Source organism: Lactococcus sp. AK05, from assembly GCF_041026685.1.
Classification (GTDB): Bacteria; Bacillota; Bacilli; order Lactobacillales; family Streptococcaceae; genus Lactococcus; species Lactococcus lactis.
Window position 1 is genome coordinate 272292 of sequence record NZ_JBFTEI010000002.1, and the last position, 26487, is coordinate 298778.

30 protein-coding genes are annotated in these 26487 nt (G+C 35.6%); 4 read left to right on the plus strand and 26 right to left on the minus strand.

Features of this window, described 5'->3' with window-relative positions; all coding sequences use genetic code 11:
* Positions 1 to 73: 73 nt before the first annotated feature.
* A complete protein-coding gene (locus tag AB6B24_RS05860; RefSeq protein WP_311805365.1) occupies positions 74 to 619 on the minus strand; it encodes a helix-turn-helix domain-containing protein in 546 nt (181 codons plus the stop codon).
* A 202-nt stretch (positions 620 to 821) separates the two neighbouring features.
* Between AB6B24_RS05860 and AB6B24_RS05865 the strand changes: the two genes are divergently transcribed.
* From AB6B24_RS05865 to AB6B24_RS05875, 3 genes are read left to right on the plus strand one after another with little or no spacing between them, the layout of a single operon-like run.
* Complete coding sequence (locus AB6B24_RS05865) at positions 822 to 1661, plus strand: NAD(P)-dependent oxidoreductase (RefSeq protein ID WP_311805367.1); 840 nt, start codon at positions 822 to 824, stop codon at positions 1659 to 1661.
* A 21-nt stretch (positions 1662 to 1682) separates the two neighbouring features.
* Positions 1683 to 2561, plus strand: a complete 879-nt coding sequence (locus AB6B24_RS05870) for an SDR family oxidoreductase (RefSeq protein ID WP_153241974.1) — start codon at positions 1683 to 1685, stop codon at positions 2559 to 2561.
* A 22-nt stretch (positions 2562 to 2583) separates the two neighbouring features.
* Positions 2584 to 3495, plus strand: a complete 912-nt coding sequence (locus tag AB6B24_RS05875) for an NADP-dependent oxidoreductase (RefSeq protein WP_311805371.1) — start codon at positions 2584 to 2586, stop codon at positions 3493 to 3495.
* Between the two features lie 32 nt (positions 3496 to 3527).
* On the opposite strand, the gene AB6B24_RS05880 is transcribed toward AB6B24_RS05875, so the two are convergent.
* From AB6B24_RS05880 to guaB, 15 genes are all read right to left on the minus strand, one after another.
* A complete protein-coding gene (locus tag AB6B24_RS05880) occupies positions 3528 to 4187 on the minus strand; it encodes a uracil-DNA glycosylase (RefSeq protein ID WP_195935972.1) in 660 nt (219 codons plus the stop codon).
* The gene (locus tag AB6B24_RS05885) at positions 4184 to 4825 is read right to left on the minus strand and encodes a GyrI-like domain-containing protein (RefSeq protein WP_029344749.1); all 642 of its coding nucleotides are present in this window, start codon (positions 4823 to 4825) and stop codon (positions 4184 to 4186) included. The genes AB6B24_RS05880 and AB6B24_RS05885 overlap by 4 nt, the downstream gene beginning before the upstream one ends.
* 65 nt (positions 4826 to 4890) lie before the next feature.
* Positions 4891 to 5607 carry a YebC/PmpR family DNA-binding transcriptional regulator gene (locus AB6B24_RS05890; RefSeq protein ID WP_010905223.1) on the minus strand — a complete coding sequence of 239 codons (717 nt, stop codon included), beginning with the start codon at positions 5605 to 5607 and terminating at the stop codon, positions 4891 to 4893.
* 155 nt (positions 5608 to 5762) lie between these two features.
* Complete coding sequence (locus AB6B24_RS05895; protein ID WP_153241977.1) at positions 5763 to 6188, minus strand: hypothetical protein; 426 nt, start codon at positions 6186 to 6188, stop codon at positions 5763 to 5765.
* Between the two features lie 69 nt (positions 6189 to 6257).
* Entirely contained in the window at positions 6258 to 7427 is a 1170-nt protein-coding gene (locus tag AB6B24_RS05900; protein ID WP_311805377.1) for a nucleotidyltransferase, read from the minus strand.
* Positions 7428 to 7477: 50 nt separating this feature from the next.
* Complete coding sequence (locus AB6B24_RS05905) at positions 7478 to 8212, minus strand: class I SAM-dependent methyltransferase (protein WP_012897056.1); 735 nt, start codon at positions 8210 to 8212, stop codon at positions 7478 to 7480.
* Between the two features lie 100 nt (positions 8213 to 8312).
* Positions 8313 to 8672 (minus strand): ribosome silencing factor, encoded by a 360-nt coding sequence (gene rsfS / locus AB6B24_RS05910; protein ID WP_003129832.1) that lies wholly within the window; start codon positions 8670 to 8672, stop codon positions 8313 to 8315.
* Between the two features lie 165 nt (positions 8673 to 8837).
* The gene (locus AB6B24_RS05915; RefSeq protein WP_153241979.1) at positions 8838 to 9263 is read right to left on the minus strand and encodes a GNAT family N-acetyltransferase; all 426 of its coding nucleotides are present in this window, start codon (positions 9261 to 9263) and stop codon (positions 8838 to 8840) included.
* A 45-nt stretch (positions 9264 to 9308) separates the two neighbouring features.
* On the minus strand, positions 9309 to 9899 hold the full coding sequence (gene yqeK, locus AB6B24_RS05920; RefSeq protein ID WP_195935968.1) for a bis(5'-nucleosyl)-tetraphosphatase (symmetrical) YqeK: 591 nt from the start codon (positions 9897 to 9899) through the stop codon (positions 9309 to 9311).
* Positions 9892 to 10491 (minus strand): nicotinate-nucleotide adenylyltransferase, encoded by a 600-nt coding sequence (locus AB6B24_RS05925; protein ID WP_311805381.1) that lies wholly within the window; start codon positions 10489 to 10491, stop codon positions 9892 to 9894. The genes yqeK and AB6B24_RS05925 overlap by 8 nt, the downstream gene beginning before the upstream one ends.
* 46 nt (positions 10492 to 10537) lie before the next feature.
* Positions 10538 to 10852 (minus strand): ribosome assembly RNA-binding protein YhbY, encoded by a 315-nt coding sequence (gene yhbY / locus AB6B24_RS05930; protein ID WP_003129828.1) that lies wholly within the window; start codon positions 10850 to 10852, stop codon positions 10538 to 10540.
* 44 nt (positions 10853 to 10896) lie between these two features.
* Entirely contained in the window at positions 10897 to 12141 is a 1245-nt protein-coding gene (hflX, locus tag AB6B24_RS05935) for a GTPase HflX (protein ID WP_003129826.1), read from the minus strand.
* Positions 12142 to 12224: 83 nt separating this feature from the next.
* On the minus strand, positions 12225 to 12728 hold the full coding sequence (locus AB6B24_RS05940; protein WP_003129825.1) for an NUDIX hydrolase: 504 nt from the start codon (positions 12726 to 12728) through the stop codon (positions 12225 to 12227).
* Between the two features lie 69 nt (positions 12729 to 12797).
* Positions 12798 to 13973 (minus strand): ribosome biogenesis GTPase YqeH, encoded by a 1176-nt coding sequence (gene yqeH / locus AB6B24_RS05945; RefSeq protein WP_014571938.1) that lies wholly within the window; start codon positions 13971 to 13973, stop codon positions 12798 to 12800.
* Positions 13974 to 14148: 175 nt separating this feature from the next.
* Positions 14149 to 15630 carry an IMP dehydrogenase gene (guaB, locus tag AB6B24_RS05950; protein ID WP_003129822.1) on the minus strand — a complete coding sequence of 494 codons (1482 nt, stop codon included), beginning with the start codon at positions 15628 to 15630 and terminating at the stop codon, positions 14149 to 14151.
* A 434-nt stretch (positions 15631 to 16064) separates the two neighbouring features.
* On the opposite strand from guaB, the gene AB6B24_RS05955 reads away from it, so the two are divergent.
* Positions 16065 to 17390 carry a GH25 family lysozyme gene (locus tag AB6B24_RS05955; RefSeq protein WP_311844006.1) on the plus strand — a complete coding sequence of 442 codons (1326 nt, stop codon included), beginning with the start codon at positions 16065 to 16067 and terminating at the stop codon, positions 17388 to 17390.
* A gap of 126 nt (positions 17391 to 17516) precedes the next feature.
* Here AB6B24_RS05955 and tagD read toward each other — a convergent pair whose 3' ends face one another.
* Genes tagD through AB6B24_RS06005 form a run of 10 tightly spaced genes read right to left on the minus strand, consistent with a single transcriptional unit; the run spans position 17517 to position 26485 of the window.
* Entirely contained in the window at positions 17517 to 17954 is a 438-nt protein-coding gene (gene tagD, locus AB6B24_RS05960) for a glycerol-3-phosphate cytidylyltransferase (protein WP_012897049.1), read from the minus strand.
* 10 nt (positions 17955 to 17964) lie between these two features.
* Positions 17965 to 19191 (minus strand): glycerophosphodiester phosphodiesterase family protein, encoded by a 1227-nt coding sequence (locus tag AB6B24_RS05965; RefSeq protein WP_311844005.1) that lies wholly within the window; start codon positions 19189 to 19191, stop codon positions 17965 to 17967.
* Complete coding sequence (locus AB6B24_RS05970) at positions 19188 to 20075, minus strand: glycosyltransferase family 2 protein (protein WP_311844004.1); 888 nt, start codon at positions 20073 to 20075, stop codon at positions 19188 to 19190. The genes AB6B24_RS05965 and AB6B24_RS05970 overlap by 4 nt, the downstream gene beginning before the upstream one ends.
* 1 nt (position 20076) lies before the next feature.
* Positions 20077 to 21078 (minus strand): glycosyltransferase, encoded by a 1002-nt coding sequence (locus AB6B24_RS05975; protein ID WP_311844003.1) that lies wholly within the window; start codon positions 21076 to 21078, stop codon positions 20077 to 20079.
* On the minus strand, positions 21068 to 21904 hold the full coding sequence (locus tag AB6B24_RS05980; protein WP_311844002.1) for a phosphorylcholine transferase LicD: 837 nt from the start codon (positions 21902 to 21904) through the stop codon (positions 21068 to 21070). The genes AB6B24_RS05975 and AB6B24_RS05980 overlap by 11 nt, the downstream gene beginning before the upstream one ends.
* Entirely contained in the window at positions 21904 to 23043 is a 1140-nt protein-coding gene (locus AB6B24_RS05985) for a glycosyltransferase family 4 protein (RefSeq protein ID WP_311844001.1), read from the minus strand. Before AB6B24_RS05985 ends, AB6B24_RS05980 begins: the two co-directional genes overlap by 1 nt.
* Complete coding sequence (locus tag AB6B24_RS05990) at positions 23040 to 24467, minus strand: lipopolysaccharide biosynthesis protein (RefSeq protein ID WP_311844000.1); 1428 nt, start codon at positions 24465 to 24467, stop codon at positions 23040 to 23042. Before AB6B24_RS05990 ends, AB6B24_RS05985 begins: the two co-directional genes overlap by 4 nt.
* Entirely contained in the window at positions 24467 to 25408 is a 942-nt protein-coding gene (locus AB6B24_RS05995; RefSeq protein ID WP_311843999.1) for an NAD-dependent epimerase/dehydratase family protein, read from the minus strand. The genes AB6B24_RS05990 and AB6B24_RS05995 overlap by 1 nt, the downstream gene beginning before the upstream one ends.
* Entirely contained in the window at positions 25392 to 25757 is a 366-nt protein-coding gene (locus AB6B24_RS06000; RefSeq protein WP_031296758.1) for a DUF2304 domain-containing protein, read from the minus strand. Before AB6B24_RS06000 ends, AB6B24_RS05995 begins: the two co-directional genes overlap by 17 nt.
* A gap of 2 nt (positions 25758 to 25759) precedes the next feature.
* The gene (locus AB6B24_RS06005; RefSeq protein ID WP_058217168.1) at positions 25760 to 26485 is read right to left on the minus strand and encodes a glycosyltransferase family 2 protein; all 726 of its coding nucleotides are present in this window, start codon (positions 26483 to 26485) and stop codon (positions 25760 to 25762) included.
* Positions 26486 to 26487 lie beyond the last annotated feature (2 nt).

Sequence of the window (26487 nt, forward strand, 5' to 3'; positions counted from 1 at the left end):
ACTGCTGACAAGACTTCTGTCATAGGATAGTCGTTTGCGCTTTAGCGCATTTACGGATATGCTAGTATTTCCGTCAGTAATTTTTCAAATCATTATAAGAGCCAATAGCCTTTTCTAATAGTTGACGTAAACTTTCCGTCTCATTTTCTAACCATTCTTCCCATGCTACACTGTATATTGCACGAACCAAACGAACCGCAAGTCTTGCTGTTCTTTCCTCATAATCTGTCAGTAAGTATTCGACCAAGAGTCCTTCAATTTTACTTTGTTTAAGGAGTTCACGCTCTTCCAAATCAGGGTGGCTGGCAATTATTTTTTGTCTTTTGACTGTTCTTTCTCGATGTTCATCAAAGAAGTCTGCAGCATAGAAATAACCATCAAGTACGATAAATAAAGGATTTGTTTCTTTTGATTCTCGCATTTTATTCAGTAACATTTCGCTGTATTGCTCGCCTCCGGCAAAGAAAATATCCGCTTTATTTTTAAATTTGCGAAAGAAAGTTCGCTCAGTTAGGCCGGCTTTAGTTGCGATTTGTAAAACGGTGGTATTGTCATAGCCTTGTGCTGTAATCAGCTCAAGCGCTGCTTCATATAATTTTTCTTGACTTGATTTTTTCATTTTTTCTTCCTAAACATATCCAAAAACCCAAAATGTCAGTTTATGACATTTTTCTTGACAATCACTTTCCAAAGGATTATACTATTCTCAAATGTCAGTTACTGACATTATATAAAATTAAGACTGAACCTGTCAAGAGAAAGCTATAGCATACAATTTCATCAGTCAAGTCAGCCCTTAAAGAAAGTCGTCAGGTAATCAAATGAAAATCTTAATCACTGGTGCAACCGGAAAAGTTGGCAGTCGTCTGGCTCAATATTTTCTTAATCAAAAAGAAAATGTACGTCTTTTAGTACGTGATGAGAAGCGAGCCACTTCACTGAAAGAACAAGGTGCCGAAATCGTCGTTGGTGACTTAACAGATCTAAATGATTTAAAAAAAGTGGTAGCTGGCATTGATGTCATCATTCATACTGCAGCAGCTTTTCGTGGTGTTTCTGACCAAACACAAAAAGCAGTCAATCTTGATGCGACACTTAGTCTTGCCAAGGCAGCACTTGAAGCCAGTGTCCAACGTTTTATTTTTGCAAGTACAACTAATGTTTATCTCGGAAATACGCTTAATCGCCCAGCCACAGAAAACGATGAGCCAACAGGGACTGCGACTTATCCAGCAAGTAAAATTGCTGCCGAAAAAGGTCTTCACAGCTTATTTGATGGAACAGCTACCGAACTTGTCATTACTCGCTTTGGCTTAGTCTATGGGGATAAAGACCCTCATCTAAGCGAACTTGCCCCTTATCTGACAGAACGTCATCCTGATAAGCTAAATTCGCTGGTTCATCACACAGATATTGACCGCGCCCTCCTGCAAATCGTTCACACTAAAGATTTGAAGCATGACCTTTACAACATCGTTGACGATTCTGAAACTTCTATCGCTGACATTTTGTCTATTGAAAATATTGCTCAAGAACGTCCAACTGACAATGACCACAACAAATGGGAGTCGGTTTCTTCAAATCATCGTTTGAAAAAAGATTTTGGCTTCAACTTCCTTTATCCCTCTATCACTGACGCAAAAGACGCCAATACCCTTTAAAAAATAGAAAAGAGAACAAGTATGAAAATTACACTTTTAGGTTCATTAGGAAACATCAATCGACATTTTATCCCCAGATTAATCGCTGACGGACATGAAGTCACTGTCATTACTTCACGTTCCGAAGGTGCTGCGGCGATTGAAAAGCTCGGTGCAAAAGCCGCGGTCGGATTAAATACTGACCTCGACTTTCTCAGTCAAACTTTCGCTGGCTCTGATTTAGTTTATCTCATGATTACGGGTATCGCTTTTTCATCAGCAACATCAATGTCAGATTTGGCAAAAATTTATAGTCAGGCCATCAAAAAGGCTGACGTCAAAAGAGTCATTAACCTTAGCTCAGTCGGCGCCCAAAGTCCTGAAGCTGGTATTCTCTACGAATACCATACCATGGAAAATGCGCTCGATGAACTCACTGATGTTACCGTCAAACACATTCGCCCTGTTGGTTTTTATACCAATTTACTGACAGAAATTGCGCCACTTAAGGCACAAGGAAAAATTTTTGAAGCCATCAGTCCTGAAACAAAGAGAGCTTGGGTCCATCCAAGTGATATTGCTGATGCTGTTTATAATCGTATCAATGATTTACTGACGGACAAAGCTGTCAGTAAAATAAAATATGTCGTTTCTGATTGGGCGACAGGTACTGATTGGGTCAATGCCTTAGCGACTAATAAAATTACTGCCCAATATATCACTATTTCTGTGGAAGATTTGATAGAAAACCTTGTTAAAGCAGGTCTTCCCAAAGTTGTGGCAGATGGATTTGGGAAAATGAATCAATTTCAGCAAAGTCCTGACAAACTCTACCAAGAAATCAAACCCTCAAACTATCATCATGGCAAAGTCAAAATAAATGATTTTGCTAAAGAATTTGCGCAAGTTTACTATCAATAACCCATTCCAAAGGAGAAAATAAATGGTTAAAGCACTACAATACAAAACATTTGGTAAACCCGATGTTCTTCAACTCGTGGACCTTCCTCTCGTCCATCCAAAAGCTGACGAAGTTTCTATCAAAGTCAGTCATGTTGGACTCAATCCAATGGATTGGGCTATTATGGGAAATCCTGAAGTGGCTCCAAATTTTGGTGTCAAACTTCCCCAAACTTTTGCCTATGATTTTGCTGGAATAATCGATGAAATTGGTCCAGAAGTGACCGACTTTAAAGTTGGCGACCATGTTTTTGGAACAACAATGAGAGGTGCAGCAACCGAGCAACTCATTTTTTCAACGAAAGAACGCGGACTTTTTCATAAACCCAGTTTTGTAGAAGATGACGTCGCCTCTACTCTTGCCGTGGCTGGCCATACTGCGGCAGTTGCTCTGCGAAAAGCTCACGTAACAGCAGAGGATACTCTTTTAGTTGGTGGTGCAGCCGGTGGCGTAGGAATTTTTACGGTTCAACTTGCTCAAATTTTAGGCGCTAAAGTAATCGGTACTGCTTCTGACTCTACCGCTGACTTCCTACGAGATTTAGGTGCCGAACAAATAAGTTATGGCCCAGGTCTGGCTGACCGTTTGAAAAATAAAGAAATCACGGCGGCTATCGATCTATTCAGCCATGAAACGCTTAAAGCTGCTCTCGAATTAGGAGTCAAAGCTGATAAGATGTCGACTGTCATCATGTATCCAGAGCCTCCAGCTGGGATTCCAACGGCTACAGGTGGCGAAGCTCTTCCTTCTGATATGGAAATGATTTTAAATGCCATCTCTAATCATCAACTGACGGTTCCAATTGCAGCTAAGTACTCTATCGATGACTATTTAGAAGCAATCAACTTACAGATGAATCGTCACGCACATGGAAAAATCGTTCTTTATTTTTAAATAAATAAAAAAACAGTCAAATCAGACTGTTTTTATTTACTCCAATCAATCGGACTTTGACCAGATTCAACCAGAAATTCATTGGTTTTTGAGAAAGGATGCGAACCAAAAAATCCACGACTTGCTGACAAAGGTGACGGATGCGCCGCTTCTAGTATGAGATGCTTACTTCCATCAATTAGTTTGGCTTTCTTTCTAGCAAAACCACCCCAAAGAATGAAAACTTTTGGTCGCTCATCATCTGAGGCAATCTTGATAATTTCGTCTGTCAACGGTTCCCAAATTTTACCAGCATGGGCATTTGAAGCAAACTCAGGTACGGTCAGGACTGCGTTTAGAAGTAAAACGCCTTGTTCAGCCCAAGCCGTCAAATCACTGTCTTCTTTAGAAAAACCTTCCTCACGCAATTCTTTTTGGATATTAACAATCGAGTCTGGACGATTCACTTTGAAAGTAGCAGGATAAGAAAAAGCCAAGCCTTGAGCTTTCCCAGGCTGAGGGTAAGGGTCTTGCCCAACAATGATAACCTTTGTTTGCGCCAAAGGAGTCAATTCAATCGCCCGAAAAATTTGATTTTCTGGTGGATATACTTTGCCCTCTTGATAAGTCTGATTGATAAATTCAATCATTTTAGGAAAATAATCTTCTGCTAATCGGTTGCGTAAGGGGTGTGACCAATCTGTTTTCTTCATTTTTCTTGTCCTCTCTCCACAAAAATTCGGAGGGTTGTTTTCAATTTTTCTGTTGCTGTCTTTCTGAAATCACTGATATAAATTTCTCGATGATGAAATTCTTTGTGAACAGCTTTTAAATCATGTTCTTTAGCATACTCAAAGAGTTTTTCAAAGCTTTCCCCTTCGTCATCAAAAGAACCTAAATGAATGGTTTGGAGACATAATCCGTCTTGAATAGCTTCAAATTTAACTTTTGATAAATCAAATCCTTTTTTACTTTCAACTAACTTCTTAGCTTTTTCAACTATTTCAGAATCCACAAAATCGGGCATTCTAATCATCAATCGCCAAATAAAGTCATTTTTATCTAGTTTACCAGCTCTAGGTTCATTTTTACTGGTCCATAAACCTTCAAGAGGCGGAACCACAAAAGGTTGGAAATTTTCAATTGTAAAGTCTGGGTTTCGATAAGACATTGAAATCATATAGGCTGTCGCATACAAATATTGAATGGCTTCTTGAAAAGCTGGACTTGTTGGTGCTCCTTTGCCATCTATCATTAGATAATTAAGGGCAGGCAGCTCAATTAAAGAAATTCCTTTTGGTAAATAATAATTTTTATCAGATTTTTTATAATCAATTTTCGGGCTAGACATGCTTTTATTATATCAAATTTATAAATAGAAAAACCTGCCTTAATGACAGATTTTTTATTTTCAAATTAGAGATTTGCAACGTTATGATAAACTTTTTGGACGTCATCGTCATCTTCAAGAGCATCAATGAGTCCTTCAAAGATTTCTAAATCTTCAGGTGAAAGTTCAACTTCTGATTGAGGAATCATTTCTAATTCTGTTGTTGAGAACTCAGTAATTCCAGCTTCTTTAAGTGCTGCAATTCCTTTATGAAGGTCTGTTGGTTCTGTATAAACAACAATATTTCCTTCTTCTTCGGTCACATCACGAACATCAACTTCAGCATCAAGCAAAATTTCAAAGATATGGTCAGGGTCAGTTCCTTCAAAAACAATCACCCCTGTATTGTCAAACATATAGCTGACAGCACCGGCTGCTCCGATATTCCCACCATTTTTGTGGAAAGTAGTACGGACATTAGCGATTGTACGGTTAACATTTGAAGTCAAAGTTTCGGCGATAACCATTGAACCATTTGGTCCAAATCCTTCATAACGTCCTTGAACGAAAGTTTCATCACCACCACCTTTGGCTTTATCGATTGCTTTATCAATAACGTGTTTTGGAACTTGCGCTTGTTTGGCACGTTCAATAACGAATTTTAATGATGAATTTGATTCTGGATCTGGTTCACCTTGTTTAGCAGCGGCATAGATTTCAACACCGAATTTTGCATATACTTTAGAAGTTGCACCGTCTTTAGCGGTTTTTTTAGCAACAATATTGGCCCATTTACGTCCCATTGGAATAATCTCCTTGAAATTTTATTTAAATTATTGGCAGAGGATTAATCTGCATGATTTTTTCTATCATATTATATCACAATTTGTAAAGGCTCGTCTATGAGAAATCAAAAAAATCCCGATTTTACGGGATTTTACTTTAATTTCATCAGGGATTATTCTTGTGAGGAAATTTCATTAGAGTTTTCTTCACCTTCTTTTATTTTCATTCTTAATAAGAACACGGCAGCAATAATCCATAAAACAAGCGAAACAAATATAATAACCCAAGCAAAGATTCCTGCAATCAGTGTTAAAATTGCTGCTGCATTGCTCAAATTGAATCTTCTATTTTGGCGAAGTAAAATAATCGCAAGGACAAATGTTGCTATTCCTACAAACCCAATAATAATTTTGATAAACATAGCAGGGCCAGAATTTGCTGCATTAAATCCGGCTTCAAAGCTGTTTGAACCAGTTGCATTGAGTGCTTGCGATAGTGAAGCCATTGAAACGATGGTTGAAAGCACAACCAAGGCAGCACCAATGATGTTAAGAATCCCCGTCACTTTGACAAGATTCTTCATACTTTTTTCAGTCATAATAAAAATTCCTTTTCTTTTTATCATAACATATTTTTTACGTTATTTACAAACATTTATCGTAAATGTCTATCTGATTGATGAATGAATCGGTTTTCGACCAAAATTTTGTTCTTCAAATTGAACATTTCCTAATTGATAAATTTCATCAGCTTTTTGGGTCAAGTTGTCCCATGGATTTTGCCCAATTTTACTGATAATTTTTCCCCGATTTTGAGCTAAAATTTCTTGACCAGTTTTTGAAAAACCTAGCACATGAATTTGTTCTGGTAAATCAAACTGCTTTGGAATATTTAACAAAATATAAGTTAAAAGCCTACGAACACGTGCTTTCGTATAACGTTTGGTATAAACTTGTCCGACCAATTCATCAAGATTTTTAGCAGATTTGACCGCCTTTTTTAAGCGGACAGAAAGTTCTTGATTGACTTGAAAAATATTTTCCAAGTGCTCATCAACTCGAATTTTATATTGCAGAAGTGGAAAATAAGCTGCCCAATTAGTTTTTGGACTTGCATAAGCCGCTAAAATGGCTGACGGAACATGATTTTTTATTGCTGACAAGTCTGTCAGCATCGATTTATTACTGACAGATTGATTAGTTTGCTCTGTCAGTAAATTTTGCCTTTCTGTCAGTGAAAATAACTCCTGACGGAGTGCAGTTGCACTAGCAAAGCCTTCTGTCAGCTCTAGTGAATGAAATTTTCCGACGCGTTTAATCGCTTGTAAATTAATTTGTTTACCTGCCGCTGCTTTAGCATAGGCAAGAGCTAAGACGTGATTTGGTGTGTTCCCGTCAAATTCAATTCCCGTAAAATGCTGCCACATTTTTTGAGTTTTTTCAGGGTAGGAAAGCTGGTCAGCTAATGATTGAATGTAACTTTCCATTTCCTCCCCTCTTTTTTCATAAATATCAGCAATTTCATTATAATCAATTGCTGATTCTGAACCAAAAGCCAGGTCAGTAATTCCAAGATTTTTTAAAATATCCACAGCACCACTTGCAAAAAAATCGGCTGCCTGTACCGAAACAGTGACAGGTAATTCAACCACTAAATCAGCACCACAAGCTAAAGCCATTTGAGCTCTCGTCCATTTATCAAAAATAGCAGGCTCACCTCGCTGCATCCAATTCCCTGACATGGCTACTATTTTTATGCCCTCAATCTGGTTCAAAAGATATTCATGTCCCTTATGAAATGGATTAAATTCGGCAATAATTCCTGTAATCTTATTCATTTTCTACCTCTAAAAAAATCTGTCAGTAACTGACAGAAATATTTTTTCGATTATTTTTTACAGACAAAGAACCAACGCGCACTTTCTTCGCTCGGCGCCTCGTCAGTAAAATCTGCACAGACCATCGCTTCTTTAAAGCCAGCAGTTGCCAAGCGTGCGAGATAATCGTCGATTGGATAAGTCCGTTCTTCATGAACCTCGTCTTTTCGTGTAAATTTCCCATCAGAACCCTGAATGAAAAAACTTAATTCATGGACAATAGAATGTGGAACTTCTCCTCCAAATGAGTCCCATAAAAAAGCAAAATCTTCCGCATTTTCATGGTAAGAGTAATTGGGGAAAACTTCATCTACTTGATAAGTTGAATGCACATCAAAAATAAAAGTTCCACCTTCATTTAGTATTTCAAAAACTCCATCAAACGTAGCTTGTAATTCATCCAAATTTTCCAAATAGCAAAGTGAGTCAGAGTAGCAAGTTACCGCATCAAATTTTCCAAGTCCAGAAAGTTCGCGCATATCTCCAGCAGTAAAATCAAGTTGATAGCCAGCTTGTCGAGCTTTTTTACTCGCCAAAGTTAACATTTCTTCAGAAATATCAAGTCCGGTCACTTTGTAGCCTTCTTGGGCCAAACGAACTGATAAAGCACCAGAGCCACAAGCTAATTCAAAAACTGATTTTGTTTCTTTTGGTAGATGTCTTTTTGTAAAATCAAGCCATTGCTCATAAAGTTCTTGGTCCATGACCTGATCATAGACTCTTGAAAAATCTTCGTAAAATGCCATTTCAGCCCTTTCTAGAATTACTGACAGCTCTTTTAATAGGGCTGTCAGTAAATTTTAAAATAAATAAGAGCTCTGTCAGTAAAACCGACAAAGCTATTAATTATTCAGCCATAAATCCAGAAATATCTACCATTGGTGCATCAGACCAAAGTTTTTCTAAATTAAAGTGTCCACGTTCATCATGTCCAAAGACACTGACTACGATATCACCAAGGTCAATCAAAACCCAACCTGTTTTTGCATCTCCTTCAATATGACCGGCTGCTTTTGCTCCAGCAAGTTCAGCCGCTTCAGCAATATTATCAGCAATTGCATCTAACTGACGGCTATTCATTGCTTCCATAATCACAAAATAATCTGCAACAAATGTCACTTCAGACATATCTAAGGCCACAATATCAAGTGCTTTTTTATCATCGGCTGCTTTTACAACCACTTCAAGTAATTTTTTTGAATCCAATTCTTTCCTCCGAGACTTTTTGCCTCTTTTTATTCATTAAAAATCTTTTTAAGATTTATTATTCATTTTCTCTAGCTCCTTTACAATCAAATGTAAAAACTAGACCCACTTATTTTAACATAAAAAGTTACAGCAACCAAAAGTTGCCTGTTATATTCATTATTTTTAGAGAAATTTTAAAAAACGCTTCTGTGAATGATTACTGGTATAACCTTGATGTTCATAAAATTGATGCGCCTCATGCCTTTGCACTCCGGAGTTCAGTCTAATAACTTTAATCTCTCTCGCTTTAGCCTTTTCTTCTAAGGCATTAAGTAATTGAGCCCCAATTCCCTGTCCTTGATTTTTTTCATCCACAACTAAACCTAAGACATTTAGCATCACTTGTTCAGCATAAACCGGAGCATAAATTTCCGCTTCGATGAAAGCTGTCACTCTTTCTCCCAATTCAAAAATAAGAAATTCATGGTCAGCATCTTTTAAAATACGTGCAAGATTTTTCTTGACAGCCGCTTCAGAAATTGGATAACCAAGTACTCCAGAAAGACGAGCAATGTCAAGATAATCTTTCATTTCAGCTTTTCTAATCATTCATTTTCCTCTGTTCATAATAAGCAGTTTATCTCTAACGATATTTCAAGACAAATAACCAATAAAAGCATTATAGGCTTCAAAAGTTTGAGGGTAAATGGTCAAACGACGTTCTGCCAAATACTCAACCAAACGCATGGTTTCAAAAGCAACTGCTTGATTTAAATCTTGATTAGCAACGGCACGGGCTTCAATGACCCCAGGAAATGTTCGACCTTCCTCAATGTAATCTGCTACATACAACACCTTAGCCAAACCAGACATTTCTTTATCTCCGACCGTATGAATCTCAATCGCCCTTAAAATTTCTTCATCTTCAAGTCCGAAATCTTCACGCATTTTATAAATTCCAACTTTTCCATGCCAAATATTATTATCCCAATTTTTCAAATCAGAATCTAAGCCATATTTATCAATCAAAGAAAGAAAAGTTTCATCATCTACTTCTTTACAATAGTCATGTAAAAGTCCAGCTAAACTTGCTTTATGCGGGTCAACTTCATATTTTTGCGCTAACGCAATTGCTGCTTTTTCCACACCGAGCATATGTTCAAAACGTGATTTTTTGACCATGCTAGCAATTTTCGCTAACAAATCCTCTCTTGATAAATTCACTTCTGGATAAAAGTCAAACATATAAGCCTTCTTTCAAAATGTAATCTAAAACCTTCGGTGCCAAAAGAAAATGTGGTTTAATTCCACGGTGCAATTGTTCCCGAATCAAATTTCCAGAAATATCCATCATTGGAACATCCACCCACATAATCGGATAAGAAGTTCCTGCCCGATAACGAGGCCGACGAATCCCAACGAATTGAACTAATTCTAATAACTCATCAATATGTGTCCAATGAGCTAAACCAGAAATCATGTCACCACCGATAATAAAATAAAAATCACAATCTGGATTTTCTTCATGAAGCTCAAGCACCGTTTGATAAATATCAGCGCCATCTTTAGCTTTCAGGCGACAAGCGTCTACTTCTAAACCAGGACAATCTTCAATAGCTGCGGTCAGCATAGCTGCAACATGCCCGTCAGTATTATGTTCTGGTAAAAAGACAACTTTTTCCAAATTAAGTTCTTGGCGCACTTGGTCAGCAATTGTCAAATGGCCAACATGAACAGGATTAAAATTACCCCAAAAAAGTCCGATTGCCCGTCGTTTCTCGTCTTCTTTAGCTTTTAATTCTACCTTTGTAAAAGGAGTCAATAAATCTATTGCCATTTGTTCACCCATTATATCTTAGTCTTTGATTATTTTTTAGAACACTTTATTTCACAATATTTTTAACTTCAACCGAAATTTTGCGATTTTCTTTGCGGTCAGAAACTTTAAACACAATGAGATTTCGACCGATGATTTGAACAACATCAAGTCCCATTTCTTCAATTGCTTCTGCCACATCTGTTGCCACTTCATCTGAGTTTTGTAAAATATTAACTTTGATTAGTTCACGTGCATCAGCAGCATTACGAATACTTGTCAAAATTTCATTAGACAAACCACTTTTGCCAATTTGAACAATTGGTTTAATATTAACTGCCAAGCTACGCAAGTAGCGTTTTTGTTTTCCGTTCATTTCCATGATTTAATTTTTCCTATTTCTATTTTTAAAATTTCCGGCAACCTTTAGTTATTGGGTAATTTCCAACTCAATTCAGGCGCAATCAATCCTTTAATCAGATACCCTTCTTCACCCTCAACCACTGATTGCACCAAGGCACTTTTTCGTAATTCAGGTAACTGATAGGCTTTTTCGTAAGGTAACTCTAACTCAAAAGCATCAAACAGTTCATGTAATTTTTCCAAAATTGCTGTTTTCAGCCATTGCACGCCACTTTCAGATTTAATTGAGAGTTGCAAACTTGGCGATAAAGTTGGCAAGAAATCACTTGGTGCTATATCCATTTTATTATAAACATTCAGCACAGGAATATTGGTAAGCTTCAAATCTTCCATGATTTTCAAAACTGTTTGTTCATGAATTTCATGGTGAGGGTTGCTAGCATCCACAACATGAATCAGTAAATCAACATTAGCTGATTCTTCTAGTGTTGATTTGAATGCTTTAATCAGCTCTGTTGGCAGGTTTTGGATAAAACCGACAGTATCGGTCAGTGACACCGTAAAGTCTTCAACCAATTTAACTGCTTTTGTTGTGGCATCCAAAGTCGCAAAAAGTTCATTTTGCTCATATTGTTCTTTATCAAGCCCAACTAAAGCATTCATAATGCTGGATTTTCCGGCATTGGTGTAACCAATTAAACCAATCCGAAAAATTCCTGATTTCGAGCGTTTTTGGCGTATATTTTCCCTTGTTTTTTCAACTTTTTTGAGGGCTTTATCAATGTTTTCAATTCGAGTGCGAATATAACGTCGATCTGTTTCAAGCTTGGTTTCACCCGGCCCTTTAGAACCAATTCCCCCACCTTGACGGCTGAGCATAATCCCTTGTCCCACCAAACGAGGCAAAAGATAATTGAGCTGGGCTTCTTCAACTTGAAGCATTCCTTCATGCGAGCGCGCACGCATAGCAAAAATATCCAAAATCAATTGCATTCTATCGATGACTTTGACACCCAAAGCTTCTTCTAAATTGACATTTTGCCTTGGTGATAAGCGATCATTGAAAATAACCGTATCAATTTCACCCACTTCAATCGCCCAACGCATTTGTTCTAATTTTCCAGAACCAATCATTGTCCGACTATCTGGACGTTCTCTTTTTTGAGTGAATTGGTCAATAACCAAGCCGCCAGCTGTTTTTGTCAGTTCAGCAAGTTCAATCATTGATGACTCAAAAGCCTGAAAATTTTCAGCTGTTTCCACTCCAGCAAGGAGAACTCTTTCTTGTTTTTCTTCTAAATCTATCAAATTTTTAGTAAAATTTTCCTTTTTTATTTTTGTCAGCTGAGTTTAGACTAAAATTGTTATAGAGTCAAACTCTGCTCATTTATTTATTCAGTTGTCACAATTCTTTTGATTTGTGAATTTACTGACAGATTTTTCAGCTCGTCAGCAAAGAATGTCGGGAAAGCTTTGTAATTTTTATACTCAGCAATTGGAATCCATTTCAAAAATTCTTTGCTACCATCAGTCCCAAAACTCTCTGATTTTACTGACAGATTTTCTGTCAGTGGTTTCATCAGAAAATAAAAACTCAATTCATGACAATTGACCTTATTTAAAAAATCACTTTCCTGACCTGTAAAAAAATTTTCATGGATAAAAGCTAATCTTTCGATTTCAAGTTGTAAACCAGTTTCCTCATAAAGCTCACGCAGACAAGCCTCCTCGGCCGTTTCACCCAGTTGCACGGCACCACCAACCGAATAATAATAATCATTGTGGTCATTGCCAACCATTAAAACAGCATCATCTTTAATAATAATTCCAGCTGCCCGATATCGAAACCACTGATTATTACGCGTAAAACCAATATCCTGACTAGTCTCTTCCATTTTAATTCTCCAAGATTTTACTGACAGAAATTCTGTCAGTAATTTTACAAGACAAACTGTGAATATTTTTTACCCAATCAAAGCCTTACGAACAACTACATCCACACCTTCTGGCACCCAAGCTGCCACAACTGCTTTTTGTGGCACACGAACCCAGCCGAGACCAGAAAAGACAATATCCGATTTGTCAGTAATTTTAAACTCACGACGAACCAATTTAGCACCAACTAAAGCAGGAGCCAAGAGTTCTCCTTTATGCTTCTCATAAAATTCAGTTGCACCTTCAAGTTTCGTCCGATGAACATTGATTTCATTGTCAAAATAAGCCGTCATTCCTTGACGTTCGCCACTTATAAAATCAAAACGTGCCAAACCACCAAAGAACAATGTTTGTTCAGGATTGAGCTGATAAGTTTTCGGCTTAATTTCTTTACGCGGTGACACATATTTCAAATCTTCTGGTTCCAAATAATGAGCCATTTGCCCACGGTGAATAATCCCCGGTGTGTCAATCAATGCCGAATCTTCATCAAGCGGAATTTCAATCTTATCAAGAGTTGTCCCAGGGAAACGTGAAGTTGTAATCACATCCTCAGAACCTGAAGCTGATTTAATAATTGCATTAATCAAAGTTGATTTACCAACATTCGTTACCCCAACCACATAGACATCACGCCCACGGCGGTAGTATTCAATAGCTTCCATCAATTCAGCCACATCATCTTTATTTTGAGCCGAGGTCACTAAAATATCTTTAGGTTTAAGCGAACGTGAAGCCGCTTGTTCTCTTAACCAAGCAGTTAATTTCCCAACTTTTAGTGATTTTGGTAAAACATCACGTTTATTGGCAACCATGAGTAAATCATTTCCACCAGTCAATTTATGAAGGTTAGGAATCAAAGAGCCATTAAAGTCAAAAATATCAACCACATTGACAATCAAAGCATCATGTTGACCAATTTCTTTAAGTAAACGCAAAAAATCTGCATCCGTCAAACTTGTCGGTGCAATCTCATTATAATGGCGCAAGCGGAAACAACGCTGACAGTATAAATCCTCAGTTTTGATAGAAGCTTCGCTTCCCTCATCTCCAGCCTGAACAGCTTCCATTTGGTCGCGTTCAGCTATTTTTTTCTTCAAAGCACCCGCAGGCAAAAAGCCAAGTGCATTTTTATCCTCAGTTTGAATTTTTGCACCACAACCAATACAGTACAAATCTTCCATTGTATTTTCATTTTCAATCATATTGCTTATTATACCACATTTCAACAGCATTTTTAGCCTTTTTTCCTATAATAAAAGACCTATTTTTATCATCTTTTTACTGACAAATTTTTCTGTCAGTAAATTTCAAAATAAAAAAGAGAACGACAACTTGTCAATTCCCTTTTTTTACTGACAGAATTCTTGTCAGTAATTTTTATTGTACAGAATAGTTAGGTGCTTCTTTAGTAATTTGTACATCATGCGGATGTGATTCTTTCAAACCAGCACCAGACATTTCGATAAATTGTGCTGAATCATGCAAAGCAGTAATATCAGCCGCACCAGTATATCCCATTCCTGCTTTCAAACCACCAAGCATTTGGAAAACGATATCTGTCGCTGTTCCTTTATAAGCCACACGTCCTTCAATTCCCTCTGGAACAAGTTTGTTAGCTTCATTAACAGCCCCTTGGAAATAACGGTCTTTAGAACCTTTTTTCATGGCTGCTAGGCTTCCCATTCCACGGTAAGTTTTAAACTTACGACCTTGGAAGATTTCAAATTCCCCAGGAGATTCGTCAGTACCTGCAAGCATTGAACCAAGCATAACAGCGTCTCCACCAGCAGCAAGCGCCTTAACAATATCACCAGAATATTTAATCCCACCATCAGCGATGATTGTTTTACCAAATTCACGCGCCACATTTGCCGCATCATAAATGGCTGTAATTTGCGGAACACCTACACCAGCAACAACACGAGTCGTACAGATAGAACCAGGACCAATCCCAACTTTAACCACATCAACACCAGCTTCAAACAAAGCACGAGCACCCTCACCAGTAGCAATATTACCAGCAATCAAAGTACGGTCTGGGAAATGATTACGGATTTCACGGATTTTACGTAAAACACCAGCTGAATGTCCATGAGCCGTATCAATAACAATCGCATCAGCCCCTGCAGCGAACAAAGCTTCCGCACGCTCAAAAGTATCAGAAGATACACCAACTGCTCCAGCAACAAGCAAACGACCTTGCTCATCTTTAGCAGCATTTGGGAATTCAATCACACGTTCAATATCTTTAATTGTAATCAAACCAGCCAATTTACCAGCTTCATCAACCAAAGGTAATTTTTCAATTTTATGCTCTTGCAAAATACGAGCAGCTGTATCTAAAGTTGTTCCAACCGGAGCAGTAATCAGATTTTCAGAAGTCATCATATTTTTGATTTGTTGATTATAATCCGTAATAAAACGCAAATCACGGTTAGTAATAATCCCTACCAATTTACGATTTTCAAGCGTATCAACGATTGGTACACCAGAAATTCGGTAAGTTGCCATCAAGTTTTCAGCTTCTTCAATTTTATGATTTGGAGTCAAGAAAAATGGATCTGTAATAACACCAGATTCTGAACGTTTCACTTTATGAATTTCTTCAGCTTGTTCCTCAACAGACATATTTTTATGAACTACACCAAGTCCACCTTGACGCGCCATCGAAATAGCCATTTTTGAGTCAGTTACAGTATCCATGGCAGCAGAGATAATTGGAATATTCAAAGTCAAATTTTTAGCCAACTTTGTCTTCATACTCACCTCATTTGGTAAAACATGAGACTCTGCTGGAATCAGCAATACATCATCAAAAGTAAATCCCTTTTTCAAAAACTTAGTTTCCCAGTTTGACATCGAAAATATTCCTCCATTATCGTGCTATATATAAGCAATATAGCTATATTTCTATGGCATTCGCCAATTTTTTATTTTTACTATTCTACCACTATTCCCAAAGCATTTCAACAGTAGGAAACAGCAGGAATAAAAAAATGCATTATTTGAACTGATAATTACCTTATCATTTCATAAACTTACCTTAAATATGCTAACATATATACTACAGGATGAAAAAAACAATTCTAAATTACATTTTAACTTAAATAAAAACATTCTAGTTAAATTGTTAATTTATTTTTACTAAAATGCAACGTTTTTTTCTTCTTATTGTTGTAAAATAATAAGAACACTTATTTATCTGAAGCAAAAATTAAAAGAAAGCAAAAATTTTAGAAATGAAATTGAAAAAATCCCATATTATTCCCCTAATACTCTTTTCTGGGTTTCTATTGGCTAAGCCAGTACTAGCTGATGAGGTTAGTTCTGACAATACTCCAATGGGGCACTACATTGAGCAAATTCAAACTCAGGAAAATTCCAAGGACAGTAGCAGTGATACATCAGCTACAACTCCTAATATCAGAACTCGTTTGTTTGCTGCAGCTCCAGCTGCCAATGTTCCCTCTGATCTCAAGTCCGATGATAATACACTGCCAAGAAAAGATGCTGTAGATATTGCTAGCTATCAATCATGGATGACACAAGCAGACTTTAATTCTCTTAAGACATCTGGTGTCAAGTCAATCGTTGTTAAACTGACCGAAGGAACTAATTATACGAACCCATATGCTGCAAATCAAATTAAAATGGCACAGAATGCCGGCTTAAATGTTGCAGTTTATCACTACGCACGCTTAACAGGAGCCAATTCACAAAGTGCTGCAAATTCATTAGCCATACAGGAAGCCGCATACTTTGCAAAAGTAGCTAAATCTTTTGGATTGGCTAGCAACATTGTAATGATTATGGACTGCGAGCAACCTTATAGAGATGGCTCTGGAAATATTATCGGCCCCAACCCCATAACGGTTGACTGGGCAACAGCAGGTGTGCAATTTGCTAATACGCTCAAAACAAATGGTTATAGCAACACAAAGTTTTATACCTCTGCTTCGTGGATTGGAACAAATACAGCAACTTGTCAAATGAACTATAATACATTAGGTGGTCCCAAAAATCTTTGGGCTGCTCAATATCTATTTGGCAAACCATCTTCTAACGACCTCAAAAATCAACAATATGGTGCTTGGCAATATACAAGTCAGATGTATTATCAAGGAACAAAAAATCTTCAGACCTATCCTGTTGATACTTCAATTGATTATAGCGAGTTCTTTACCGATAACTCTTCTGCTCCAACATCTACACCAATATATCGCCTTTATAATTCCAACAATCTCGAACATCTATATACTTCAAACCTGAACGAAAAAAATACCCTTGTCAATATTGGTTGGGGTAAATATGAAGGAATAAGCTATTATGCACCAATATCTGGTGGAACTCCGGTTTATAGGCTTTACCACAAGGGACTAAAGATCCATATCTATACTACAGATACTAATGAGAAAAATGTTCTCTCTAAATCGGGATGGAATTATGAAGGTATAGTATTTTATGCCTCCACATCAAGTACAGGAAATATTCCTGTTTATCGACTATATAACTCTGGTATAAAACAACATTTATTTACAACTGATACCAACGAAAAAAATGTATTATCCAAATCAGGATGGAATTATGAAGGTATAGCTTGGTATGGTTTGAAATCATAATTATAACCCCAAAATAAAAAAATCAGACTTAGTTTTCTGATTTTTTTATAATATTTTTTTCTTGAACACTTTTTGATATTCATGTCAAAATTCAAGCATACACTCCAAAAAATCATATGAGGAAAATCAATCACTTTCATTTTTTTTTTGATACAATTTTCCTAATTCTTCCTTAACTTTACTTGAGGAAATCTTCCCACGCGGAAAATACATTATCTTAAGATGAGGAAATTCATCTTTCAAAAAATCGAACTTCCCGCGCCAGTCATCTCCCATAGCAAATATATCAACATCAAACATATCAATATAAAGTGCTTTATCATCCCATGATTGTTCCGGAATAACCAAATCAACATATCTTACAGATTCTAAGACATATTTTCTTGTATCATACTCTTGATATGCCTTCTTCCCTTTTGTAGCATTAAATTCATCTGTAGAAAGCATTACAATTAGTTTATCACCAAGATTACGCGCATTACGAAGCATATTGATATGACTTTCATGTAATATATCAAATGTTCCTGCTACAAGAACGATTTTCTCTTTTTCATTCTCTTTCATAAGTATCTCCTTAATAATTAGTAGTCAAAACATCAACGCCAATACTTTGCAAATATTTTAATGTATTAATATCTCCAACTGTCCATGCACCAACTTTTATACCTGATGCATGAACTGCCTCAACCACCTGTTGATTAACGTTAGTGTATCCCATATCTAGTCCGGATTTAATTCCTAGAGATACTGCAAAAGTAACATTTTCAGTAGAATATCCTTCCACAATATACATAATATTAACCGTTGGAATCAAGGACTCAATATTAGTTAGAGGCTCTTCATAACCAGAGATAATATACCCTGTTGAAGAAAAACCATATTGTTTAAATTTCGTAGCAATATCCATATATTGTTCAGGGGTAGCGGTTGCCTGTTTAATTTCTATTAATGGAATAACTCCCTTTTGCTTACAAGCTGCAAGGTATTGATCTAAAGTTGGAACTTTGTATTGTGTTATTTGACCAGAATTATTTTTTAGATATAAATTTTGAATTTGGGCAAGAGTAAGATCTGCTACAGCTCCATGTCCATTAGTTGTTCTATCAACAGTTGCATCATGCATATTAACCCATTGCCCATCAGAAGTTGTTTGAATATCCGTTTCTACCGCTGGATATTTTGCTGAAAGAACTGATTCAACAGAGTTCTCTGGAAACTCTGTGTGATTACCTCTATGGTTTACCAAAAGTATATCATCAGAGTCACTATTTGTAGCAGAAACACCGTACCAAGCAATACCTTCATATCTCCAAAAATTTCCAGCACTTAAAACTCTTTTCTCGTTCGCATCAGTAGTGAATAAATGCTGTTTAATCCTTGAACTATACAATCTATATACTGGAACGCTTCCCGCTACTGTCGCTCGAAAAACAATTCCTTCATTCTTCCAACCACTGCGGCTTAACACCCTTGCTTCATTAAGATCAGCAGTATACAGATGCTGTCTAATAGAAAAGTTATAAAGCCTATATATAGGTGTATCACCATTATTTTTTCCATAGAAAGTTACTCCCTCAAACCTTCCCCAACCAATACGTACCAACGTATTCTTTTCGTTAAGGCTAGAGGTATATAAATGTTCTAAATTTCTTGGATTATAAACCCGATAAACAGGGGTAGGAGAACTGGTATCATCAGCAAATCCTCTAAGTTCATAAGACATTCCAAATAATATCAGCGCAAACACAAAAATAATTTTTAAATCAATTTTTTTCATTTTTACCAAAGTCGTTTCTATCATAATTTATATTTTATTTTCCATATTATGTAAATCATCCAACCAAATAGCAGATTAACCCTGACCAATCTTCTTTGACCACTTTCAGTTATAATTTCCCTTACTTTCTTCTTTGCAAAAAATCCATAGGCAATATAAAGTAAGCTGTTTTGAATTCTCAATTTCATTTTGAATTCATTCGTCATTGCGAGTTTTGCATTTAACATTGCACCAAGAGGATTTTTAATCAATAAGAGTCTCCCTGAATGAGTAAGCCCATCTTCCAAATACTCTGTAATGTATACAATTTTATTTATAAATAATGAATCACCTTTGTGTGCTAACTGTTTCCAAGCGACTCCTTCACTCATAAATCTTTCTCCTGGAATTTCAGGAAAAGGAGTTTCTCTAAATATCTTAGTTGATACAACCTCAGCTTTATCACCTTTTATTCCCATATTATATCGAACTTGATTAAAATTCTTTATCATAAAATCTTCGGGATATTTTTCACCTATGACTTTATCAGGAGCATAGCCTCTTAACAAGGTCATCCCCATTAGGTTCTTTTCTTTCAAATAGTGAGAGTTTTCTAAAATTATGTCAATAGCATCGTTCGTCAAATAGTCATCGCTATCTACGATAAAAATATAATCAGAATTAATAGACTGAGCACCCGTGTTCAAGGCTCTGTGCTTACCACCATTTTTCTGCTTGATATAGACAATGTTTATCTTCCCATCGGCTATAAATTCTGATATTAATTGCTCAGTATTATCAGTGCTGCCATCATCAACAACCATCCAATCAAAGTGTTTGTTAGTTTGCTCAACTAAACTAGCATATAACTTGGGGAGAATATATGCTCTATTATATGTTGGGGTTAAAATTGTTAAAGTATTTGTCATATTATACTCCTTGCTTTCGGTATGTTAGCTCCATCATTACACTCAAAAGAAAGACAATCATTGAATAACCAAATAATTTATATAAGTGTTTTATAACTTTCAGCTTGGGGTTTAAATTATATTTCATAAGAAATGAGTATTGTTTTAAATCATTTAAGATAGTATTTTCTTTTATTGCCCCTCTGTTGATTGCCTCTTTTGTCTGTCCAATAAGAACAACGTAAGGATAAGCAAGGTAAGAATAATAAGCCTCTCGGTATCTACTATCTTTAATTAATTCGCCATTTATTACCGCTGTTTTAATAACAGAAAATGAATCATGGATGATTGATTCTGGGAGTCTTTTTGCAGTAACACTTTCATCGTGTTTTACATAAGCATAAAATTGTTTCTCATACCAATCAAAAGAATTCCCTAGTCTAACAAGCTCTGCAGTGAAACCTGTATCTTCTGTTTGTCTTACAGTAGGAAATAAAATATTATTTTTAGATATAAAACTTCTACTTATTACTTTCGTCCATGCCGAACGTGTTAATTTATCTTTTTTAATTAAATACTCTATAAACTCTATTTTCTCTAGCTTTAAAACTTCTTCTCTTAAAAGAGAAGAATGCAAATCATCAGGAGTTCCATTGCCTCTTTCAACAAAAGAGTCATGAATTAAAACGTCCGCTTTGGTTTCTTCTAATTGATTATTAATTTCTTCAAAACCGAGAGAAGAGGCATAATAGTCATCACTATCAGGAAATAGTAGATAATCACCTGTTGCTTTACGAATTCCATGATTTCTAGCGACAGCTGCACCTTGATTTTCTTGATGATAGACTTTCACTCGATTATCTTTTCTAGCGAGCCCCTCACAAATTTCTCCTGATTTATCTGTCGAACCATCATTTATAAGGATAACTTCTAAATCTGAATAAGATTGACTCAATACTGATTCAACACAATAATCAATAAACTTAGAAGCGTTGTATACTGGTATTATTACACTAAATTTCATTTTTTTCCTTCCAGTACCATTTATAATAATCGTGATTAACTCGTTCATTCTCTGGTGGGAGTTTCATGTAGTCGCCATATTGACGAGTTAAATATGCCTCATGATTTTTAAGTTTACGAGCGATTAACCCCTCAAACTTAACATCTTCGTATTCTTCCCAAATGTCTTTAGGGAAAATAGCTTTTTTATAGCCAGTGTAAAGATAACTAATTAATTGGTTATCGCTATTACTATATTTTTGCATGAATTTATCCAATTGTTCAGCCAAAATTCGATATTTTCCATAGAAACGAATGTGTTGAGGCATCCATAAAACAAGTTTACCCCAAAAATATATTTTTTTACTTGAACTTGCAAAATCTAAGCCATGAGGATTGGAAGCCGTTAGTTGAATTGCCTTTTTCAAAAACTCTTTTTTAAAGAGTTGTCTTTCTTCTTCATTGTCAGGTAAAATATCCATTGGAAAGATATCTAAAAAGACACCAGTCCCTCGATTTAAGTTGTCAATTTTACTTGTAAAACTTGTACGAGTATCATAAAGTTTAGCAAAGGGGAGATAAGTTTCCCTTACTTTATAATGTAAAAGTGCATATTTTTCATTTGGTAGTTGATTCATCAAAACACTAATTAAATGGTCATAATGTGGCCGGGTTAACTCTATATCAATATCGTCGTCCCAAGGGATATATCCCCCATGTCGAATCGCCCCAATTAGAGAACCACCTGCAAGCGTATATTCAATACCATTTTCTCGACAAATCTGATCGATATATTTTAGTTGTTCTAATTGTATTCCCCGAAGTTCTTCGTTAGTGAGTTCTTTCATTATTTTTCATCCAATTCGTTAAAAACTTTTATAAATTGTTTTGCAGATTGATCCCATGTGAAATTTTCCAACACATTTTTAGAAATTTTCTTCTGCATTAATCTCATATACTCTTTATTATCTAAAACTTTTGTTAATGTTTCAAATAATTCTGTTTCATTATTTTCAATAATATAGCCATAAGTTTCATCAGGCATGATGTCTCTAGCCCCTCCAACAGTGGGTGTTGTTATGATAATATTCTCTAACATCGCTGCTTCTAGCATCGCCGTTGCAAAACCTTCACTACGAGACATAAGCACAAACACATCTGATTTTGCATCAATTTCCAATACTTTCTCATAAGGAACATACCCCAAAAACTTGATATTGTCTTGTGAATAATTTCTTTGAACCTCTTTTAAAAGTGGACCATCCCCTGCAATAATTAATTCTAAATTTTTTCGTTCTTTTGAGAGTTTAGAAAAAGTAGATAGGAGTATTTCTACACCTTTCATTTGAGGAATCAGACGACCTGCATAGGATATAGTAATCTTATTTTCATCTTTTTCGATTTTTTGATTAAGATACTCATCAACAGCAACTGCATTAGATAAGACCCCTTTAGCTTTTATATTAAAAGTTTTTAACCACTCGGATGCTTCGTTTGAAACACCATAGAATAAACTTGTATCTTTTTTCACCCTTCCAATAAGCCATTGTTCTATTTTTCTCAACACAAAGTCTAGAACTGGGTTATTTAATGTCAAGTAAGAGGAACCATGTTCAATTACAATTGCTTCTTTTCCTTTTGCTTTTGCCATTTTAACTCCAAGCATAGCAGGAAGATGAAAACGAGTATTAGCAACATAATAATCAATTGGCTCTGTTTCAATTTTTTCTATTAATGAATGATAAATTCGATTTTTTTTCAAAAAAGGATATCTATTTTTCCAAAGATTTTTTATGGGTAAGCGATAAACTTTTATTCCTTCTTGAATTTCTTCATTGGCTAAGTTTTCATCATGTTGAGTTGTTATGATAATAACACGGTAACCCTTTTCAGTCAACTTCTTAGCGATGTTATAAGTATAACGTTCTACACCTCCAAGATGGGGAATATAATAACCATTAAAAATTGCAACTGTTTTTTCCTTCATTTTTTTACCATTTCCTTAATTTTCTTAAATTCTCCTGTAACGACTAAAAATAGTGCAACAATAATTAGCCAAATAATCCCTCTCAGTAACAGAGTGATAAACAGATTTGAAAAACTAATATATGGATTGGTTAAAATGACGATAACACTCAAAATGACTCCCAAAAATAGTGGTTTAATAATCACTTTAAAAAGTTGGAAAAAGTTACTATCTAAGGCACGTTTCATCAATAGACTTCCAGAAACAATAAAATTCAAGAAATATGCTCCTGATACGGCAATTGAAACACTAGTTAAGTTACCACCTAAAATCCCTATGAAAATACATAAGCTGATGATTCCAAGAGAAATAAAACCACTTACTGATTGAATTTTAGTAAGGTTACGAGATTGCCAAATTGCAGACATTGACTGTGACAACATTTGGGGACAAATACTTAAACTTAGTATAGAAAGTGGGAGAATTGCCATACTCCATTGCTTACCAAAAAGTAAATAAATAATAGGACCCGCATTTAATGAGAAGAAAATTGAAACTGGGATAGCAACAATTGCAAGCAGGCGACAAACTTTGAGGTAGGTATCTCTAATTAATACAACATTTTTTTCATGTTCAGCCAGAATAGGTTGCATCACTGGATTGATAACATTCAAAAAAATTGTAATCGGGAAAGATAAAAGTTGATAACTCTTTGAATAATTTCCTAGCAGTGTAGTGCCAAGAAATTTCCCAACTAATAAATTGTCCAAATTTCGATAAAAATAATTGATAACGGAGAATCCTGTCTGATGTTTAACAAAAGGTAAAATTTCTCTAACTGGTTTAAAATTTAGAGATCTAGTATAATCTATCTTAACAATTTTAAAGGTCAATAGAAAACTTGTTAAGTCAGTGACAACATAGACAAGAACCATTGCATAAACTCCAGCGTGTAGAAAAGCTGCTGTAATACCAAAAATCGCTCCCAAAATACCTGATAAAAGTAAACGAATACTTATTTCTTTGAATCGCTTTTCTTTACCAAGAATTCCATTAGGAACTTGTACCATAGAACTCATCATAATAATAGGCGTCATTGCCCAACATAGTGGGATATATATTGGATTACTATAAATAGTGCTAAGGATTATTCCTCCTCCAAAGCCAAAAGCTAGAACCAAAAATATACCAAAAATAGCAGAATAGTTAAAAATTATTCCGTAGTCTTTTTCATTCAAATTTTTGTTTTGGATGATAGCAGGTCCAATTGCTGATCCGGCTAAAAGTTGGAAGAAAAATATAATAACTTGCACGATGGTAACCGTTCCAATTTCTTCTGGGGTTAGTAATCGTGAGAGAATCATATTGATTATAAGCTGTACAACGACTGTGCTATACTGAGCAATTGCAGTAAAAAAAATGCCTGTTTTAAATTCGTTTTTCATTATTTAAATTCATAGTTGAGGTACTTTTTCATACCATTAGATAAATCAAATTTAGGTGAGTATCCTATGTCCTTAAGTTTTGAAATATCGGAAACTGAGTCTTTGATATCTCCTTGTCGCACATCATCAAATTTGATAGATAGCTCTTTATTTGTAAATTTTTGAGCAAATTTCGTTAAATCGTTTATTGAATTTTTGACCCCAGTCCCGACATTATAGACTTCTCCAAAGGATTGTTCAGAGGTCGCTATTAGTAATAAGGCTTGAATAACATCTTCTATATATACAAAATCTCGAGACTGTTCTCCATCTCCAAAAATAGTCAATTCTGTACTTTCTCGCAAACGGTCAACAAGAATGGAAATAAATCCTGAATAGGGTGAATTGGGATTTTGATTTGGTCCATAAACATTGAAAAAGCGTGTTGCACTGGTAGGAACATCATATAAATTATTATAAATCATTGCCATTTTTTCAGAAGCAAATTTATCAATTGCATAGGGAGTAAGAGGACGAATTGTACTTTCTTCAGTTTTAGGGAGCGTAGGTTCGTCACCATATACAGCAGCGCTTGAAGAGAAAACAAATCGTTTCAATGATTTTTTATTTTGACGTAAAATCTCGAGAAGTATCATCGTACTATCAAAATTAACTTGATGAGTTTCATACGGCCGTGCAACTGAATCGGCAACTGAAGCAATTGCTGCTAAATGAAAAATATAATCAAAATCATTTTCTTCCAAAACTTTTACCAGGAGATTTTTATCAGTGACATCACCTAAAATTTTTGTAAGATTACTTGATTCATGAAGATTATTAAAATCTCCCATCGAAAGATTATCAATAACAGTAATCTTATTTTGAGGTAGTAATTCGTTCGCTAAACTTGAGCCAATAAAACCTGCTCCACCTGTTATTAGTATATTACTCTTTGTTATCATTTTTTCTCTCCAGATCTTTGATTTTCTTATTTGCCAAGGAAACCTCTTGTATCAAATTTTTAATCTGTTTTTCTGCAGATATCAGGGACATCTGGTATTTCAAGGAAATTATTAGTAGGATACCTACCAGTATGAACAGAGCGAGTGAGGTTAGGGTTTGAATTCCAAAAAAGTGAGCAATTCTACTTCCCATTTCTGGAAATATTGCTCCAATCAAAATAATGAGGGCCAAAACAAGCCATTTTAACATGTGTCTTATTTCAGCCTTATCTTTTCTGACCAATCTTACCATATAAACAAAAAAGAGTACAGCAAGTATAATGGCCAATAGCCGAAGTTGTATAGGCATTATCATTTCTCCTTTCCTAATATAGAGCTTGCTAAAATTGCTAGAGAGACGCTAACCATATAGTTTACACCCTTAATTAAATTGATACTTGAAACTCCAGTTGTTCGTTCAAACATTCTTACTCCTACTTCTTTAACTCGAACATTTTTTGAAAAAAGGTGCATATAGCTCTCAGGTTCTGGATATTGTCTTGGGTATCTTTTAACAAATTGTTCAATAGCTTTACGATTTCCTGCCCGATACCCACTGGTAACATCTTTAATTTTTATTTTAGAAGACATATATATCAATGAAGACAAAATTTTTATTCCTAATTGGCGAGATTTTGACGATTTAAACTCTGAGTTACTTTCATCTAAAAACCTTGAACCAACCGTGAAATCAGCCTCATCATTTAATATAGGGTCAATTAGATTTGGTAGAGAGTGAATATCATGTTGACCATCTCCGTCAAATTGAACGGCAATATCATAGGAATTTTCCAGTGCATACATATATCCTGTTTGAACAGCACCACCTATTCCGAGATTTTGAATAAGCTCAATGTGAGTAATATTGTGTTCACGTAAAACCTCCTCCTCATTATCCGTTGAACCATCGTTGATAACTACATAATCAATTTCTAATTCAATTTTACTAATATACTGTTTTACGACTTCTACGACTTTGATGATTCCTTCAGATTCGTTATACGCTGGAATAATTAATAAAATTCGTTGTTTATTCATAA

Coding starts and splice junctions, on each gene's coding strand:
- AB6B24_RS05860 (WP_311805365.1), bottom strand. CDS start 619: ATGAAAAAATCAAGTCAAGAAAAATTATATGAAGCAGCGCTTGAGCTG.
- AB6B24_RS05865 (WP_311805367.1), top strand. CDS start 822: ATGAAAATCTTAATCACTGGTGCAACCGGAAAAGTTGGCAGTCGTCTG.
- AB6B24_RS05870 (WP_153241974.1), top strand. CDS start 1,683: ATGAAAATTACACTTTTAGGTTCATTAGGAAACATCAATCGACATTTT.
- AB6B24_RS05875 (WP_311805371.1), top strand. CDS start 2,584: ATGGTTAAAGCACTACAATACAAAACATTTGGTAAACCCGATGTTCTT.
- AB6B24_RS05880 (WP_195935972.1), bottom strand. CDS start 4,187: ATGAAGAAAACAGATTGGTCACACCCCTTACGCAACCGATTAGCAGAA.
- AB6B24_RS05885 (WP_029344749.1), bottom strand. CDS start 4,825: ATGTCTAGCCCGAAAATTGATTATAAAAAATCTGATAAAAATTATTAT.
- AB6B24_RS05890 (WP_010905223.1), bottom strand. CDS start 5,607: ATGGGACGTAAATGGGCCAATATTGTTGCTAAAAAAACCGCTAAAGAC.
- AB6B24_RS05895 (WP_153241977.1), bottom strand. CDS start 6,188: ATGACTGAAAAAAGTATGAAGAATCTTGTCAAAGTGACGGGGATTCTT.
- AB6B24_RS05900 (WP_311805377.1), bottom strand. CDS start 7,427: ATGAATAAGATTACAGGAATTATTGCCGAATTTAATCCATTTCATAAG.
- AB6B24_RS05905 (WP_012897056.1), bottom strand. CDS start 8,212: ATGGCATTTTACGAAGATTTTTCAAGAGTCTATGATCAGGTCATGGAC.
- AB6B24_RS05915 (WP_153241979.1), bottom strand. CDS start 9,263: ATGATTAGAAAAGCTGAAATGAAAGATTATCTTGACATTGCTCGTCTT.
- yqeK (WP_195935968.1), bottom strand. CDS start 9,899: ATGTTTGACTTTTATCCAGAAGTGAATTTATCAAGAGAGGATTTGTTA.
- AB6B24_RS05925 (WP_311805381.1), bottom strand. CDS start 10,491: ATGGCAATAGATTTATTGACTCCTTTTACAAAGGTAGAATTAAAAGCT.
- yhbY (WP_003129828.1), bottom strand. CDS start 10,852: ATGGAAATGAACGGAAAACAAAAACGCTACTTGCGTAGCTTGGCAGTT.
- AB6B24_RS05940 (WP_003129825.1), bottom strand. CDS start 12,728: ATGGAAGAGACTAGTCAGGATATTGGTTTTACGCGTAATAATCAGTGG.
- yqeH (WP_014571938.1), bottom strand. CDS start 13,973: ATGATTGAAAATGAAAATACAATGGAAGATTTGTACTGTATTGGTTGT.
- guaB (WP_003129822.1), bottom strand. CDS start 15,630: ATGTCAAACTGGGAAACTAAGTTTTTGAAAAAGGGATTTACTTTTGAT.
- tagD (WP_012897049.1), bottom strand. CDS start 17,954: ATGAAAGAGAATGAAAAAGAGAAAATCGTTCTTGTAGCAGGAACATTT.
- AB6B24_RS05965 (WP_311844005.1), bottom strand. CDS start 19,191: ATGATAGAAACGACTTTGGTAAAAATGAAAAAAATTGATTTAAAAATT.
- AB6B24_RS05970 (WP_311844004.1), bottom strand. CDS start 20,075: ATGACAAATACTTTAACAATTTTAACCCCAACATATAATAGAGCATAT.
- AB6B24_RS05975 (WP_311844003.1), bottom strand. CDS start 21,078: ATGAAATTTAGTGTAATAATACCAGTATACAACGCTTCTAAGTTTATT.
- AB6B24_RS05980 (WP_311844002.1), bottom strand. CDS start 21,904: ATGAAAGAACTCACTAACGAAGAACTTCGGGGAATACAATTAGAACAA.
- AB6B24_RS05985 (WP_311844001.1), bottom strand. CDS start 23,043: ATGAAGGAAAAAACAGTTGCAATTTTTAATGGTTATTATATTCCCCAT.
- AB6B24_RS05990 (WP_311844000.1), bottom strand. CDS start 24,467: ATGAAAAACGAATTTAAAACAGGCATTTTTTTTACTGCAATTGCTCAG.
- AB6B24_RS05995 (WP_311843999.1), bottom strand. CDS start 25,408: ATGATAACAAAGAGTAATATACTAATAACAGGTGGAGCAGGTTTTATT.
- AB6B24_RS06000 (WP_031296758.1), bottom strand. CDS start 25,757: ATGCCTATACAACTTCGGCTATTGGCCATTATACTTGCTGTACTCTTT.
- AB6B24_RS06005 (WP_058217168.1), bottom strand. CDS start 26,485: ATGAATAAACAACGAATTTTATTAATTATTCCAGCGTATAACGAATCT.